The organism is Clostridium sp. AF27-2AA (assembly GCF_003478505.1).
GTDB lineage: Bacteria > Bacillota > Clostridia > Lachnospirales > Lachnospiraceae > Brotaphodocola.
The window spans coordinates 109,182-124,940 of record NZ_QUFI01000008.1 but is presented as its reverse complement, the minus strand read 5'-3'; the positions used below and the strand labels follow the sequence as shown (position 1 = coordinate 124,940).

The window sequence follows — 15,759 nt, the reverse complement described above, 5'->3', positions numbered from 1 at the left end:
GCAGCGGTATGCCGGGATTACCGGCTTCGGACCTGTAGTGGATTCTGCCTCTATATTTTTATTTCAGGATTCCCGGTTTCGGGAAGTAGCGGAACAGTACCTTTGCGATGATCTTCTCACGCTTTACATAGGTATTCTCCCAGCGGCGGGCATCCATGGAGTAGTTCCGGTTGTCGCCCATCATGAAGTAGCTATTCTCCGGTACCTCAAAGTGCATAGGGGCTTCCGGAATCATAGGTTCACGGATGTATGGCTCGTCTAACGGCTCGTCAGAACCGTTAATGTATACTTTTCCGTCCACAATATCCACGGTTTCACCCGGCAGACCAATGATACGCTTTACATAATAAATCTTTTCATTGTCCGGGAAGCGGAAAATGGCAATATCACCGCGTTTTGGATCTTCGAAGCGATAGGAAAGTCTGGACCCGATCACGCGGTCTCCCGTCATGATGGTATTTTCCATGGAACCGCTCGGCACCTCACTGTTGGCAATGATAAAGGTATTCAGTACAAACGCAATGAGTGCTGCAGACACAATAATCTTGACCCACTCAAAGATTTCTTTTCCCAGCCCACCCTGCTTTTTCTCTTTTTCGTCTTCCTCATGCGCTTTTTTCTTTCTGCGCTCTGACGATTCTGTGCGCGGTACTTCGATTTCTTTTTCCGTGTTCCCGGTCTTTACCGCCTCCCGGTGCAGCTCCTGCGCGATCCTTCTCGCCTCTTCCTCAGCAGTCTGCACTTCTTCGGCTGAGAAGGCTTCCGGTGCCTGCGCGGAATCCTCCGGCACAGGTTCCGTCTCTGACGCAGCCTGTCCGTCTCCGCCGGCATTCATCTTTTCTGGCGCACCTTCCCATGTCTGTCTGGCACGCATGCCGTCAAGTCCGCCCAGAAGCGGGTCTTTGTTTATTCTGTCTTCACTCATGAAATAACCACCTTATTTATTGCGGTACTTGTCCAGGAGCTTGTTAATGCGCTTGGTCGGGCTTAACAGCTCGCTTAAGGAATCATCGTGATTTAAGTTGTCGATGATCAGGGCAATGTACTTACTCATATCTACGTCAATGTAATACGGTCTGGATAACAGCTCTGGAGTCTGGTATACCACGTTGGTGGTCAGGATCCGGTCGATCAGGCCATTCTCATAATACTCATCAAATTTAGCCAGTCCGTTGGTGAAGAGGCCAAAGGTTGCGCAGATAAATACCTTTCTTGCTTTTCTGCGCTTTAACTCTTTTGCGACATCCAGCATGCTTTCACCGGAGGAGATCATATCGTCCACGATGATCACGTCCTTGCCCTCTACGCTGGAACCCAGGAACTCGTGAGCCACGATCGGGTTGCGGCCGTTTACGATCTTGGTGTAATCGCGGCGCTTGTAGAACATACCCATATCCAGGCCCAGTACGTTTGCGAAATAAACAGCACGGCCCATACCGCCCTCATCCGGGCTGATGACCATCATGTGGTCACTGTCGATCTGAAGCTCGGTCTCGTTCTTTAACAGGTGCTTGATGAACTGGTAGATCGGCTGCACGGTCTCAAATCCCTTTAACGGAATCGCGTTCTGTACACGCGGGTCGTGAGCATCGAAGGTGATGATGTTCTCCACGCCCATATTGGTCAGCTCCTGCAGTGCCAGGGCGCAGTCTAAGGACTCACGGCCGGAACGCTTGTGCTGACGGCTCTCATAGAGGAACGGCATGATGACGTTGATACGGCGCGCCTTACCGGCTGCTGCCGCGATGACACGCTTTAAGTCCTGGAAATGATCATCCGGAGACATATGGTTGGTCATGCCGCACAGAGAGTAGGTCAGATTATAGTTACACACATCTACCATGATGTAAAGATCGTCACCACGAATGGAAGACTCAATGGTTCCCTTGCCTTCGCCGGAACCGAAACGCGGGGTCTTGGCCTCAATAATATAAGAATCTCTCTGATAGCCTGCAAACGCGATGGTGGATTTGTGCTCACTCTCGCGTTCCTTTCTCCACTCGACCAGCCAGTCGTTTACCTTTGCACCCAGGGTTGCGCAGCTCTTTAACGGGATCAGTCCTAATGGTCCTACCGGAATGGTCTCAATGGTCTTCTCTTCGTAAATCATCTTTTCCTCCATGCAATGTGTATTGTTTATTTTTATGGTCTGGCGGAGCCTCCGGTATCCCGAATGCCGCCGCATCGCTTCTTTTATATCATTATGCCTCAGTTAAGTCAAGCCAATCCCTGCTTTTATAAGGGATGATATGTTTTTCACAATCTTGCCGCCCGTTTTTTCATGCGGATATCCGCTCCGTAAAGCGGGATGACACGGTAATTGCTCATTATCCGGGATGTAACGCGGTCTGAGTAGGTGTCCTTTAACATACCCATGGACAGATTTGTGGAAATGATGGTGCCCTTTTTTCTGCCGATGCGCTCATTGATACAATAGAAAAGCTGGGAGGAAACAAAGGAATTGTTCAGCTCCGTTCCCAGGTCATCGATGATGAGCATATCGCAGTCTAAAATGTAGCGGTAACTCTCCTCCACATCTTCCTCACCGTCCCGTCCGAATTTGTATTTGGAAAAAATCTCAAACAGCTCGTTTGAGGACAGATAGATGACGGAAATGCACCGGTCAATCAGTGCCTTGGCGATGCAGTTGGTGAGAAAGGTCTTTCCCACACCTGTACCTCCGGTAAAGAGGATACTGTTTCCCTTGTCCGGATACTGCTGCGCAAATTCCCGGCACTGCCGCACCACAACGTCCATATAGGCCCGCTCCGTCATGCCAAGCTGCGGAACCTTCTCGGTATCATCGTAAAAATCAAAGCGGAGATGGTCAAAGTTCTCCTCTTTTAAAACTGCCTCAATGTTGGACTGGGCGTAGAGAATGTTCAGGCGCTGCCGTTCAAAACAGTGACACCGTTTTCCGTTCACATAGCCGGTGTCCTGACAGTCTGGACAATCATAACGAAGCTCCATGTAATCTGCCGGATATCCGGCTGCCTTTAAGAGGGTCAGCTTCTGCTCTTTTAAATCTGCCAGATCTTCCTTCAGGTGTTCCCTGGCCTTCGTGTCTCCGCCCAGCACCCGTCTGGCGCAGTCTGCCGCCCGGGTACTGATCTGGCGGTCCAGTTCCTGGATCTGCGGTATTTTTTGGTATATCTCCTGAGTCCGTGCCTCCATGGCCCGGCGCTGCAGCCGCTGCCGTTCTTCATACCCGCGCATAACTGCGTTGTACTGGGAATTGCTCAGTGCCATAATCTGCTCTCCTTACTGTTCTCCGATCCAGTCCTTTACCTGATTCAATACCAGGGAATCATAGTCGGTATTTCTCTGTTCAAAATTCAGGAACTGGTTGTTTGCCTGGCGGCTGGTTTTCTGGTTTTTCTGATTTTTCTGACCTTTATACTGTTCATCCAGCACCGAAATATCATTCAGGCTGTGCACTCCCGCTTTCCTCCACTCAGAAAGGATCCGGTCCGCATAGCGGAAGCTTGGATTGTGGGTGGCTTCCATGGTACGGTTGCAGGCCTCTAACACCACCTCTTTTGTAAATCCATACTCTCCAAACCAGCGCTCGATCATCTCCCGCTCCGTCTCGCCCGGATTTCTTCCGGTCAGACCAAATGCCCGCATGACGGAAAACGAGTTTTTGGTAAAGCCGCTGGCATAGGCCTTGGCCTGCTCCACCGTAGCAAACCCCTTTTCATGCCAGCTGATGGCAACCGTCTCTATGTAACGGATGCTGGTATGACCTCCCTGTACACAGTGCTCCACCACGTATTCGAGAAGCTCAGCCGACATGTGCAGTCCATCATAAAGATAGGCAAACACCTCCAGTTCCCGCTGAGTAAAGATCTTGTTCAAATAGCGCTGTGCTATGTAAAGAAGCTCTGAGAACTCCCCGTCTCCCTGCAGACGGTTCACCTGATCCTGGCTGTATACCGGCCGAGGGCCTTTTGTCTCTGCCGCCAAAGCTGCTGCCGCTGCCTGCTCTGTGACCGCCGTCTGCTTTGGAAGTGTTCCCGGCTTCGCGTCCTGCTTCCCCTGGCCGGCGCTCATCCCCGCTGCCGGCTGCTGTGCCAGAAGGCCGTCTGTGCTTAAGACCCCCAGCTTCTCCCAGTAAAGAACTGCCCGGCGGATATCTGCCTCCGTATGATTCAGGCCGTCCGCTATTCTTTCAAGGCTCACGGACTCATCTTTATGGCGGAGCAGATAGAGATACACCTTCACATACTCCCCGTTGGCTTCCGCCAGATAACGGTCAATAAATTCGTTGGAAACCAGGGTTGCGTCCACCTGGAAATGATATGTAAAACTCATAAAAATCTCACCTTTCCTGTCTGTTAACAGTGTACCACATCCAATTTCAAAAAGAAATAGGCGAGTTTATCCACAGAATTGATTGTGGATAATGTGGATAATGTGGATATAAACATTTTTCCTGTCCGCCCAAAACACTCGAAACGTGTCGAATTGTAGATAAAACCGTGGTTTTTTTAATTTTTAGATTTCTTCTTATGTAAATTAAAAAATCCACATAGTCCCTTTACATAAAAAGTGGAAAACTATGTGGATAATGTGGATAACTATTTATTCAGGAGCTTTTCCCCAACTTTTACAATATCTCCGGCACCCATAGTTATCAACAGATCACCGGTGGAACAATTTTTTAAAAGAAATGCTTCAATTTCCTCAAACGTTGGGAAATAATGGACTTCCGTGCCCAGTTTTTCAATGCAGGAAGCAATATCCGCGGAGCTGATGCCCAGAGTATCCGTTTCTCTCGCCGCGTAGATATCAGCAAGAACAACTGCATCGGCTGCGGAAAGTGCCTCGGCAAACTCATCCAGGAACGCTTTGGTGCGGGTATAGGTGTGGGGCTGGAATACACACCACAGCTTCTTGTGTGGATAATTGTGCGCTGCCTTTAAGGTAGCGGCAATTTCCTGCGGATGATGCGCGTAATCATCAATGATGGTGATGCCGTTTAACTCACCCTTTTTCTCGAAACGGCGGTCAGTTCCGGTAAAATGAAGCAATCCATCCGCAATCGCTGTATCCGGGATGCCCAGGGCTTTCGCGGTGGCAATGGCTGCCAGCGCATTGTATACATTGTGCTCACCCGGCACACCCAGCGTAATGGTTCCGGCTGCCTTACCCTGTTCAACAAGAGTAAAGGTCGGGCGCGCGAAGGCATCGTATGTAATGTCTGCCGCGCTGTAATCGCTCTCCTTGCTGTGGCCGAAGGTTACCACCCTGCATGGCAGACCGCCGCTGATCTCCTCGTAATTCTTAATATCACGGTTGATGATCAGAAGTCCTTTTTCATCCAGCTTCTCCGCAAAGAGACGGAACGAATGGCGGATATCATCCAGGTCCTTGAAGAAATCCAGATGATCTGCTTCTATATTTAAGATGATCTCCATGGTTGGGAAGAACGAAAGGAAGCTGTTGGTATACTCACAGGCCTCGGTCACAAACAGTTCCGGACCACCCACTCGGATATTTCCGCCGATGGAATGCAAAATACCGCCTACAGAGATGGTCGGATCTTTCTCCGCTGCCAGAAGGATCTCTGTCACCATGGAGGTAGTTGTGGTCTTTCCGTGGGTTCCGGAGATGGCAATCGCCTCACCGTAGTTTTTCATGATCTGGCCTAACAGCTCCGCACGGGGCATCATCGGAATGCCGCGGCGCACCACCTCAGCGTACTCCGGGTTATCCGTATGCACGGCTGCAGTGTAGACCACCAGGTCGATGTCATCGGTGATGTTGGCTGCTGCCTGACCGTACATAACCTTCGCTCCGGCTGCTGCCAGATGGTCAGTCAGCTCACTCTCATGGGAGTCAGAACCGCTGACGCGAAAGCCCTCCCGCATCAGAATCTCTGCCAGGCCGCTCATGCTGATGCCGCCGATTCCAATAAAATGAATAGCAATGGGTTTCTTAAAATCTATCTGATACATACTGGTTTCCATCCTTTTCTAATGTTCATACTCTTCTTATATAATACGCTGCTTCATATTCTTTTCCTTTTTACTTCCTTTTCCATGAAAAGTCAATGTTTTTCTAGTCTTTCCACGCAAATTGTAATATAATTGGGAAGAAAAAAGGAACGAAAGGAGAGCCGTCTGACGACGGGCGCATTTCTCCCACGCCTTAAGAGGTCAGGGTATCCTGCGCTATTTTACAATGAAATCTAATCCTACACCACATTCGCTTATGCGTGCCTTTTCCAGCTTTTTTGTCAGCCTGTTCGGAATCCTCAGATGGCTGTTTCAGTCCATTCTGCATCTTCTGACATGTGGACTGATCCTGTGCGTTCTCATTGGTCTGCTCATCTACGCCAAGGTGCGTCCGGAGCTGGACCACTGCCGGGAAGTTGCCTATGATAAGCTGGCGCAGATGCAGCGCCAGGACTTCCACATGCTGTCCGACACGGAAATATACGATAAGAATGACCAGCTGATCGGACTGATCAATGCCGGACATTACGAATATGTCCCCATCAGCCAGATCAGCATGAATCTGCAGAATGCTTATATTGCCCAGGAGGACCGGCGTTTCAAATCCCATACCGGTGTTGACTGGATTGCTACCTTCCGCGCAGGCCTCGCCCTCATCAAAAACCGCGGCGAAATCACCCAGGGAGGAAGCACCATCACCCAGCAGGTGGTAAAGAACACCTACCTGACCCAGGAGCAGAGCTTCACCCGTAAAATCGTGGAAATCCTGCTGGCACCGGAGATTGAGAAAAAGTATTCCAAGGCAGATATCATGGAGTTTTACTGCAACACCAATTTCTACGGCAACCACTGCTATGGCGTGGAAGCTGCCAGCCGCTACTACTTCGGCAAGGATGCCAGCGACCTGGAATCCTACGAGGCCGCTGTTTTGGTCGGCATCAGCAACAGCCCCACCGCCTACAACCCCGTCCGCAACCCGGAAGCCTCTTTAAAGAAACGAAATGATGTGCTGCACAGCATGCTTGAGGTGGGTTATCTCTCCGAAGATGCCTACGAAAGTGCCATCAGCCAGCCCTTAAGCATCGTTCAGGAAGAGGGCGAGGGCAGCAACGAGAACTACATGAGCAGCTATGCCATCCACTGCGCTGCCCTGGCGCTCATGAAGCTGGACAACTTTCAATTCCAGTACATCTTCAAAGACAAATCCGATTACGACACTTATATGGAAAACTACCAGGCCACCTATACCGAGAAGGCCGATGATATCCGCGCGGGTGGCTACCGCATTTACACGACCCTGGACCAGGATCTGCAGACTGCATTGCAGTCCCAGCTTGACAATGTTCTGTCTCCGTATACAGAGCTTCAGGATAACGGAAAATACGCCCTGCAGGGTGCCGGTGTGATCGTGGACAACATGACAAACAGCGTGGTCGCTGTGGTCGGCGGACGTGGAACGGAAGATGTCTACAACCGTGCTTACTTAAGCGCGAGACAGCCGGGAAGTACCATCAAGCCCCTGATTGACTATGCGCCAGCCTTCGATACCGGCGAATACTATCCGGCCCGCCTGGTCAATGACCACAAGTGGGAGAACGGCCCCTCCAACAGCGGCGGCTCCTACTACGGCAATGTTTCTGTCCGCGAGGCCTTAAACCGCAGTTTAAACACTGTGGCATGGCAGATTCTCACCGACATCGGCGTGGACTATGGCTTAAATTACCTGGGCGAGATGGAGTTCCAGAAGCTCACCTACATTGACAACGGCGTGCCGTCCTTAAGTATCGGCGGCTTCACCAACGGCGTCCGGGTGGTGGATATGGCAAAAGCCTACAGCACCCTGGCAAACGGCGGTGTATACAATGACCAGACCTGTATCCGCAGGATCGATCATGAACATAACGGCGAGCTGACCAAAAACTTAAAAGCGCATTCCCAGGTGGTTTACCAGCAGGATTCCGCTTACATGCTCACCGACATTTTAAAGGGAACCCTCACCGAATCCTACGGAACCGGCTACGGCCTGGCTCTGGAAAATGATATGCCGGCAGCCGGAAAAACCGGTACCACCAACAGCAGCAAAGACACCTGGTTCTGCGGCTACACCCGCTACTACACCACCGCAATCTGGGTGGGATACGATACCCCGCGGGCTATGCCGGGCATTTACGGAAAAACCTATGCCGGAAAGATCTGGAAGCAGGTTATGGACCAGATTCATGAGGGCAAAGAACCATTAGACTGGGAACAGCCAGCTACCGTAGAAATGACTACCGACTCCAAGAGCGGCATCACCGATCTGTTCAGCGCCACCCTGCATGAGCGCGCCGAGCAGAGCCTCCATGATAAAGAGCAGCGCAAGCTGGAAGAAGATCTGGAAACTGCGGTAACGGCATTTGAAGATAAGACTATTGAAACCGTAGAGGACACCTATTGGGTAAAAGAACAGTACCAGAGCATCATCTCCAAGCTGAACCTGATGGACGGCAGTGACAAGCGTACCGAACTTCTGGAGCGCATGACAAAACGCAACGAGGAATTCGCTCCGATCATCAGCGAGATGCAGGATACCATTACGCTGTATGAAGCACAGAAAGCAAAGGAAAAAGCGGAAGCCCAGAAAAAGGCGGAGGAAGATGCCATCACGGCGAGAAAGAATCAGGAGATCCAGACCCGCAAGAACACCTTCTTAAGTGCCCTGCGTGATGTGGAAAATCTGGAATACCAGTCCTCCGATGCGGAGAGCCTGGTGCAGAACGCCATCAACAAGCTTTCCCTGGTTGAGACCTACGAGGAAGCTGCTTCCTACAAAGAACGACTCCAGAAAGCCATCGACCGCATTGCCACCCTGCCGACCGAAAGTGAATGGCAGGCCGCAAAACAGGCAGAAGAAGAAGCCAAAGCGGCATCCCAGGCGGCCGACCAGCAGCAGATTGGCCTGGAGCAGCAATCCTTACGAAGCTACTTAAACCAGGCAAAACGAAGCTGGAACACCTGGACTTCCCAGCCATCCCCAGCACCGGAGGCCGGTCCGGGATCTGCTCCCGGTGCCTCTTCACAGCCGGCACCCTCAGCACCAACAACAGGAGGGAACAACTAAATGAAAGAGCTTCATTCAGAATCAGAAGATCAGGACCTGGAATTTACGCAGGATGTGACCGGTTCACATATACCGGACACAGAGGAAGTTCCGGTGGACACCGCAAAGATTCAGGCAGCGCTGGAAAAACGCGCAGATCAGGAAACCGCGGTTCTTCCCCGGCTGACTCTGCCAGATACGGAAGGACCGGATGCATCCGCAAAGAATCCCGTTTCCGGCAAAACACTCCAGGATGAAGCTGCCTGGGAGTCCGGCAAACCGGCACGTAAAAAGCGCCGCACCAGCCGCTCTTTACGTGAGCGCTGGTGGACGCCATCTGTCCGCTCCTGGTTTTACACCTTCATGTGCATGAACATGCCAATCGTAGGCTGGTTCTATCTTTTTCATAAAGCTAGGTATGAAGAAGACCCGGCACGAAAAGAATTCGCCCGGGCCTGCCTGTTTTACAAACTCGTATTTTTGATTGCGGGAGCCGTAGTCCTGCTGATCCTGATCTGGATCGGACTTGGACTGTTAGACCAGCTCCTGGCTTACATGGAAATGCTGTAGAAAATAGCAATATATTTACTGCGCAAATACCGCTCTGTGACTTCGCTCCAGTGCCAGCAGCAAAATGTTACCCAGCACGCCAATGGCCAGAATCTCTCCGATTCCTACAGTCACCATGGCATACGGGATCAGATCTGTAGAGCCGTACGCGTAGCGCAGTACCCACGGAATGATGATGGTGTTGGCAAGAATCGGCGGAACACATACCAGCCATTTGCTCTTCTTTCCAAGATAGTAAGATCCGACTGCTCCGATCAGAGTTGCCAGACTGCCGAATACTACGTCAAGAGGTGCTGCTCCGCAGAGCAAATTGGCGAGGAAACATCCGATGGTCACGCCTGGTACCGCGCTCGGCAAAAAGTACGGAAGCACACAAAGTGCCTCAGAAATCCGGAACTGGACCGGGCCGAATGCGATCGGTGCTACGATCATGGTCAGCGCCACATAGACAGCCGCAATGGCTGCTCCCTGGGTAATACGGCCAGTTGTTGATTGGTTACGCTGTTTGTTCATATTCAGTTCTCCTTTAGTTTTGTTTTACGAGTGGAAGGTCACGAACACTCGATTCATTTTCGCGCAGCAACGAGCCAGGCGAACATGCTTGCATGTACATCTGGCGACTGCCGCGGAAGGTATATATCGAAGATATATAGCCTTACGCCGGAAATCGGCGAGCCCTTTAAGACCTTGTTTTTGCGGGCTTTGCAACGGGTAAGAGTATAACATAGAGAAGCCAGGAACGCAAGATAGCATTTCTGGCTTCTCTGCATTTTAATCCTTTTTTCTTCCTACAGTTTCCGGTAATCCCCGATGAATCCCTCTCCATAGGTTTCTTTCGTCGGTGACACGATCACAAAGGCCCTCGGGTCATGCCGGTCAATGATCTCTTTGACCACATGAAACTGTTTGCGGTCCACCGCACAGGTCAGAGTCAGCCCCTCTTTTCCGCTGTATCCGCCAATGCTCTTATAAAACGTAGTACCGCGGTCCATGGTCTCCATGATTTCCCTTGCAATCTCCTCATTCTTTTCTGAGTGAATGGTGATCAGGCTTCCCTTATTCATACCATAGAGCAGTGTATCCACTGCCTGTGTCGTGCAGACAATGGAAATGATACCATACAGTGCCGCCTCAATCTCACCAAACACCAGAACCGAAGCTCCCACGATCACAAAGTCTACCAGCATAATGGCATAACCGGTCTGCATATAGGGGCAGAGCTTCTGCAAAAGCTTTGCCAGGATATCCCCGCCTCCTGTGGTAGAGTTTCGCATAAAGATCAGCGCCATGCCGACTCCCACGAAAATCCCGCCAAACCCGCAGGAGATCAGCCGGTCGCCCTCATACTGCCAGATTCCGGCCATAGATACCAGGTCCTGGATCACACTCATCCAGATAACGGTTCGGACGGTTTTAAGGGTCATGGAGCGGTCTAACAGGCACCAGGCGGCAATCATCAGCGGAATGTTGATCACCAGGCTCACCGCACCGATGGGCAGCGCAAACAGGTGATTTAACATCAATGCAATACCGGATACCCCGCCCGGCGCGATGCGGCTCGGCTCAATAAAACACCAGACGCCCACTGCCTGCAAAAACGCGCCCGCAAAATCAAACAGGGCATCGATTCCCAGTTCCTTCCATTTTTTCTTCGTCTTGTTTGTATCCATGGTTCTGTTCCTTTCCGCGCTGCACCATTCCAGATAAATCCCCGGTGCCGGAACGCTCCTGAATTTCCCAGATTCCGGCTGATTTTATAGAACAGCAAAAGAGGACCGACATCCGCGTCAGCCCTCTTCCTTTTGCATCAGCTGCGCGAATATAGTCTCTTTCACTATAATCCATGCAGCTGCATTTCTTTTCTTTGATTGATTGTTTTGTTACTGGTTTTTCTTTTTGTTTTCGGCAAACTCTGCTTTTACCTGATCTAGCAGGCCCTCTTTGGTAAGCAGGTCGTAGCAGGCTCCACCGATGGCCTTTGCGCCGTAGATCACGCAGTTGTGAGCGCTCTCGCTCTTACCTGCATCTACAAACTCCTGGGAGTGGGATGCCGTTCCCTCCGGAACGAATGCCACACGGATGCAGGAGCCCGGAATCTCGTACATTACGTTGCCGAAATCTGTGGAGCCGGTCTTCTCCCGGGGCGGTGCCAGCTGCGGTGCTCCCGCAAGCTCAGCATTGTCCATCAGAAGCTTGTTTAATGCCAGAACCGGAATCTTGTTGTAGAAGAAGGTTCCCTCCTCGATATCATAGGTTACACCTGCGATCAGGGCTGCACCCTTGATGATATCCTGGAAGCGCTCACTGACCTCTTCCAGCTCTTTTCTGGAGAAGGAACGAAGGGAGAACTCACCCTTTGCGGTAGCCGGAACCACGTTGGCCGGGCCTGGAAGCTCGGTCATGCAGTAATGCATACGCACATCATCCGGCACATGCTCACGCAGAAACTCAATGCCCTGGAATGCTGCAAGCATCGCATCAAAGGCGCTGCGGCCCTTCTCCGGTGCCAGTGCCGCATGGGCCCGGTGTCCGTGGAAGGTTACCTTGTAGCTCTTCTGAGCCAGGCACTTGATATCGGTGCAGGTGTTCGGACCGCCATGCATCATGAAAGCCACATCCAGCTCCTTAAAGCAGCCGTTCTGAATCATCTGAACCTTGCTGCCAAAGGTCTCCTCGGCCGGGGTTCCATATACTACAAGCTGGAACGGCTTATCCGTGTCCAGATTCTTTAATGCTACTGCGGCACCCAGACATCCCGGGCCCTGCATATGATGGCCGCAGCCGTGTCCCAGGTTGCGGAGCGCATCGTACTCACAGAGAATACCAAGAACCGGTCCGCCCTCGCCATGACTGTAGGTAGCGCGGAACGCGGTCTTAAAACCGCCCACACCCATCTCTACCTCAAACCCGTTTTTCTTCAGGTAATCGGTCAGAAGGCCGCTGGCAAATACCTCTTCGCCCTCGTACTCCGGATTATCAAAAATCTGGTCTGCCATGGAGCACAGCTCAGCGCGCTGCGCGTCAATGGCTTCAAACAGAGACTTTTTATCACTCATTTTCTTTACTCCTTATCAACATCTCTTACATCGGTCCGTAATTGATCAGCTGTGCAATGACAAGCATTACGGTTCCAACAACCAGCCAGATGGCAAACATCTTCCACATAAAACGCATCCAGCGGTCATACGGGATGTTGCAGGCACTGATGATACCCATCAGAGCGGTAGAGGTCGGCAGAATGTAGTTACAGAAGCCGTCACCAAAGTTGAATGCCAGAACCGCAGTCTGTCTGGTCACACCGATCAGGTCAGAAAGCGGAACCAGGATTGGCATAACGGCTGCTGCCTGTCCGGAACCAGAGGTCAGGAACACGTTGATGATGGTGTTCGCGATCAGCATAGCCGGTGCCTGAAGCAGGGTCGGTACGCTGCCAAGTCCGCCAGCCAGGCCATGCACAACGGTATCAATGATCTTACCGTCAGACATGATGGAGCTGATGGACTGTGCCAGACCGATGATGATCATAGCTGACATCATCTTCTTGCAGCCTTCCAGGAAGTTCTTGCAAATGGTATCCGAATCAAATCCGGAAATGATACCAACCACGATAGCCAGCCAGATGAACATCGCTGCCATCTCCGGCATATCCCAGCCAAACTTGATGCTTCCGTAAATAACTGCACCCAGAGAAACAACCAGGGCAATGATGCTTAATACCTTGCGGGCATCGATGGTGCCGAAATCTTCCAGACCACCGCCTGCGCGAAGCTCACTGTTCTGATCCAGATCATACATCGGGCTCTTGGTCGGGTCCTTTTTGATCTTTAACGCATAGCGAACCAGGAAGATATTGGTGATGACATAGTAAACCGCGAAACATACCCAGCGATATCCAATACCGGAATACAGCGGAAGCTCTGCGATTTTCTGCGCAACAACCGTGGTATTCGGATTTAAGGTACCGGTGGAGAATCCAATCGCGCCGCCAAGCAGGATGATGGCAGCACCGGTAATGGAGTCAAGTCCGATGGCCAATGCCAGCATTACCATAACCGGAGCAAAGGCGATGAACATGTTTACACCCTGGGTGGTGCAGATCAGACCAAACATCAGGGTCAGGATCGGAATGAACACATACAGGTTGTTGGAAAATTTCTTTGCCAGCTTTGCGATCACTGCCTGCAGTGCGCCGGACTGGGTCAGCATGTGGAACGCGCCGCCAGAGAATAAAATAACCAGCATGATATCCACACGTTTGATAAATGCTTTTACAATGTACATTGGGATCAGCAGCGGATTCACCGGAGTTCTCGCAATGTAGTTAAACTGGGGCGGATCAATGACCTTGATGCCATCCGCATTTTCCACGCGGACATACTCGCCGGCCGGAATGATCCAGGTTAAGAGCACAGCAGCGATGATAATAGAAAATACGATCACAAAGCTGTGCGGTACTCGAAACTTTTTCTTGGTACTCATACCAAAAGCCACCTCCTATTAAACTTTATTGTTTTAAAGTATAATAGTGATGGTGGCTTTTTACCATTTGGTTTTTCTTAAAACCGTTTTAAATTTTTTGAATTGTTTGTCATATTTGTGCAATTATTGTCCGTTTTCTATATCGGTTGTATCTTTGTATTTCCCCACCGCTTCCATGCCATACCGGCTTTGAATGGTCTTAACCAGAATATCCAGAAAATCCCGTTCACAGTTAGAAATCACATGGCCTTTCCGACGAATCAGCTCCAGGCTTGAGCGGTAAGCTTCATGATCCACAAAGAAATAACGCACATGCTCAAACTTCTGCATATCATGGATATATCCAAGGCGGTTAAATCCAATCCCAAGTCCAATATTCACCATGCTCATAATCACGTCAAAATGACCAATCTCGATCAGACGCCCGGGGCGGATACGAGCCTGCTGAAAGATGCGGTTCGCTGTCATACGCATACTCTGTCCTGTCACTGGAATAATAAATGTTTCCCGGTCCAGGTATCGCACATCCAAGTGCGGATATGGCTCATTCCCCACCTGATATGCATGCGCAATGGCCGGATGATGCTCCGGAAGAGCCAGAAGAACCCGTTCTCTGGCAATTTCCGTGCGAACCACATCCGTAATCTCCTCCGAACACACGGAAATCATGTAATCTACGGAGCCTTCCTGGAACATCTTCATCAGTTCTGCCTGATTTCCGTCCCGAAAGATCACTTCCACATCCGGATACTTTTCCATGAAACGCTGCAATACCTCTGGCACAATAGAAATAGCCCGGCGCTGCTGGATTCCAACGCGAATAGCCGGATGGCTCCTGTGCAGTTCATTCTCCACCAGTCCCTCGAATTCCGCCTTCAGTTCCAGCATTTTCTCTGCCCGCACCACATATTCTTCCCCAATGGATGTCAGCACAAAAGCCTTGCCTCTTCCCGTGCGCTCAAACAGACGAACGCCAAGATATTTTTCCAGATTGCTGATATAGACACTCAGCGCCGATGGAGAAATGAACAATTCCTCCGCTGCCCGGGAAAGGCTCTGGCAGCGCGCCAGGGTACATACATACTGCTGCTCCTTTAAGTTCATCTTGCTATCTCACCTTCTGTATTTTCTTCTGCTTCGCTGTGAGCAGAAGCTTCCTCCAGCTGCAGGCACATCTGTACTCCATTGTTTTCTCCCTTGTCCGGGTCTGTCTCGATCAGGCCGAACCGGTCAAACAGCGGATAGATATAAGATACCCCGCGGATGTCTCCCAGTGCTTTTGGCCGCTTCACATAGGGCTTTTCACCTTCCGAAAGGCTTTCCTTCATCTTCAGCACATTCTGGAACGCCATCCGGACTGAGCTCCAGGTGATGGACTTGCTGTTCTCCCGCCGGTCCACCCAGAGTTCCTTTGTAAGGCCGCCATGTTTTCCTTCCTTTAATGTGTAGGAATACGGAAGCCCGGACATGGTCCGAAGCGGCTCTCCCTGAAACGCCACGATGCACGCCCAGAGGTGTTCCTCTGAAAAATCTTCCAGAAGTTCTGCCACCGCCGTCTGTTTCTCATCCTGTTCCATGACTCCAAGCCCCTTTCCCAATCCGTTTTTTGTTACTGTTCACACACAATGTCAGTACCGTTTTTCTTATTCATGCGCTGCATGAACATCATTT

At 51.0% G+C, this 15,759-nt stretch carries 13 protein-coding genes; 2 read left to right on the top strand and 11 right to left on the bottom strand.

Annotation, left to right across the window (positions count from 1 at the left end; genetic code table 11):
• Positions 1-58 precede the first annotated feature (58 nt).
• The 5 genes from lepB to murC all read right to left on the bottom strand — a co-directional run bounded on the left by lepB (position 59) and on the right by murC (position 5,960).
• A complete protein-coding gene (gene lepB / locus DWY84_RS06615; RefSeq protein ID WP_243024781.1) occupies positions 59-574 on the bottom strand; it encodes a signal peptidase I in 516 nt (171 codons plus the stop codon).
• 363 nt (positions 575-937) lie between these two features.
• Complete coding sequence (locus DWY84_RS06610; protein WP_118531889.1) at positions 938-2,110, bottom strand: ribose-phosphate pyrophosphokinase; 1,173 nt, start codon at positions 2,108-2,110, stop codon at positions 938-940.
• 146 nt (positions 2,111-2,256) lie between these two features.
• Positions 2,257-3,249 (bottom strand): ATP-binding protein, encoded by a 993-nt coding sequence (locus tag DWY84_RS06605; protein WP_118531888.1) that lies wholly within the window; start codon positions 3,247-3,249, stop codon positions 2,257-2,259.
• A gap of 12 nt (positions 3,250-3,261) precedes the next feature.
• Positions 3,262-4,314, bottom strand: a complete 1,053-nt coding sequence (locus DWY84_RS06600) for a DnaD domain protein (RefSeq protein ID WP_118531887.1) — start codon at positions 4,312-4,314, stop codon at positions 3,262-3,264.
• 266 nt (positions 4,315-4,580) lie between these two features.
• The gene (murC, locus tag DWY84_RS06595; protein ID WP_118531886.1) at positions 4,581-5,960 is read right to left on the bottom strand and encodes a UDP-N-acetylmuramate--L-alanine ligase; all 1,380 of its coding nucleotides are present in this window, start codon (positions 5,958-5,960) and stop codon (positions 4,581-4,583) included.
• Positions 5,961-6,186: 226 nt separating this feature from the next.
• Between murC and DWY84_RS06590 the strand changes: the two genes are divergently transcribed.
• Positions 6,187-9,060, top strand: a complete 2,874-nt coding sequence (locus DWY84_RS06590; RefSeq protein WP_118531884.1) for a transglycosylase domain-containing protein — start codon at positions 6,187-6,189, stop codon at positions 9,058-9,060.
• Complete coding sequence (locus DWY84_RS06585; protein ID WP_118531882.1) at positions 9,061-9,609, top strand: hypothetical protein; 549 nt, start codon at positions 9,061-9,063, stop codon at positions 9,607-9,609.
• A gap of 15 nt (positions 9,610-9,624) precedes the next feature.
• Here the strand turns inward: DWY84_RS06585 and DWY84_RS06580 are convergent, their stop codons facing one another.
• The 6 genes from DWY84_RS06580 to DWY84_RS06555 form a co-directional block, all read right to left on the bottom strand.
• Positions 9,625-10,122: a QueT transporter family protein gene (locus DWY84_RS06580; protein WP_118531880.1), complete on the bottom strand. Its 498-nt coding sequence runs from the start codon at positions 10,120-10,122 to the stop codon at positions 9,625-9,627.
• Positions 10,123-10,397: 275 nt separating this feature from the next.
• Complete coding sequence (locus DWY84_RS06575; RefSeq protein WP_118531878.1) at positions 10,398-11,279, bottom strand: YitT family protein; 882 nt, start codon at positions 11,277-11,279, stop codon at positions 10,398-10,400.
• Between the two features lie 210 nt (positions 11,280-11,489).
• Positions 11,490-12,665 carry a M20 family metallopeptidase gene (locus DWY84_RS06570; RefSeq protein WP_118531876.1) on the bottom strand — a complete coding sequence of 392 codons (1,176 nt, stop codon included), beginning with the start codon at positions 12,663-12,665 and terminating at the stop codon, positions 11,490-11,492.
• Positions 12,666-12,690: 25 nt separating this feature from the next.
• Positions 12,691-14,088, bottom strand: a complete 1,398-nt coding sequence (locus tag DWY84_RS06565; protein WP_118531874.1) for a Na+/H+ antiporter NhaC family protein — start codon at positions 14,086-14,088, stop codon at positions 12,691-12,693.
• A 123-nt stretch (positions 14,089-14,211) separates the two neighbouring features.
• Positions 14,212-15,192, bottom strand: a complete 981-nt coding sequence (locus DWY84_RS06560; RefSeq protein WP_118531872.1) for a LysR family transcriptional regulator — start codon at positions 15,190-15,192, stop codon at positions 14,212-14,214.
• Positions 15,189-15,665, bottom strand: coding sequence for a hypothetical protein (locus DWY84_RS06555; RefSeq protein WP_178716511.1), 477 nt, complete (start codon positions 15,663-15,665; stop codon positions 15,189-15,191). Before DWY84_RS06555 ends, DWY84_RS06560 begins: the two co-directional genes overlap by 4 nt.
• Positions 15,666-15,759: the final 94 nt, after the last annotated feature.

Excerpts from the sequence above, each read along its gene's own strand:
- DWY84_RS06610 (WP_118531889.1), bottom strand. The coding sequence starts at position 2,110 with ATGATTTACGAAGAGAAGACCATTGAGACCATTCCGGTAGGACCATTA.
- DWY84_RS06605 (WP_118531888.1), bottom strand. The coding sequence starts at position 3,249 with ATGGCACTGAGCAATTCCCAGTACAACGCAGTTATGCGCGGGTATGAA.
- DWY84_RS06600 (WP_118531887.1), bottom strand. The coding sequence starts at position 4,314 with ATGAGTTTTACATATCATTTCCAGGTGGACGCAACCCTGGTTTCCAAC.
- murC (WP_118531886.1), bottom strand. The coding sequence starts at position 5,960 with ATGTATCAGATAGATTTTAAGAAACCCATTGCTATTCATTTTATTGGA.
- DWY84_RS06590 (WP_118531884.1), top strand. The coding sequence starts at position 6,187 with ATGAAATCTAATCCTACACCACATTCGCTTATGCGTGCCTTTTCCAGC.
- DWY84_RS06585 (WP_118531882.1), top strand. The coding sequence starts at position 9,061 with ATGAAAGAGCTTCATTCAGAATCAGAAGATCAGGACCTGGAATTTACG.
- DWY84_RS06580 (WP_118531880.1), bottom strand. The coding sequence starts at position 10,122 with ATGAACAAACAGCGTAACCAATCAACAACTGGCCGTATTACCCAGGGA.
- DWY84_RS06575 (WP_118531878.1), bottom strand. The coding sequence starts at position 11,279 with ATGGATACAAACAAGACGAAGAAAAAATGGAAGGAACTGGGAATCGAT.
- DWY84_RS06570 (WP_118531876.1), bottom strand. The coding sequence starts at position 12,665 with ATGAGTGATAAAAAGTCTCTGTTTGAAGCCATTGACGCGCAGCGCGCT.
- DWY84_RS06565 (WP_118531874.1), bottom strand. The coding sequence starts at position 14,088 with ATGAGTACCAAGAAAAAGTTTCGAGTACCGCACAGCTTTGTGATCGTA.
- DWY84_RS06560 (WP_118531872.1), bottom strand. The coding sequence starts at position 15,192 with ATGAACTTAAAGGAGCAGCAGTATGTATGTACCCTGGCGCGCTGCCAG.
- DWY84_RS06555 (WP_178716511.1), bottom strand. The coding sequence starts at position 15,665 with ATGGAACAGGATGAGAAACAGACGGCGGTGGCAGAACTTCTGGAAGAT.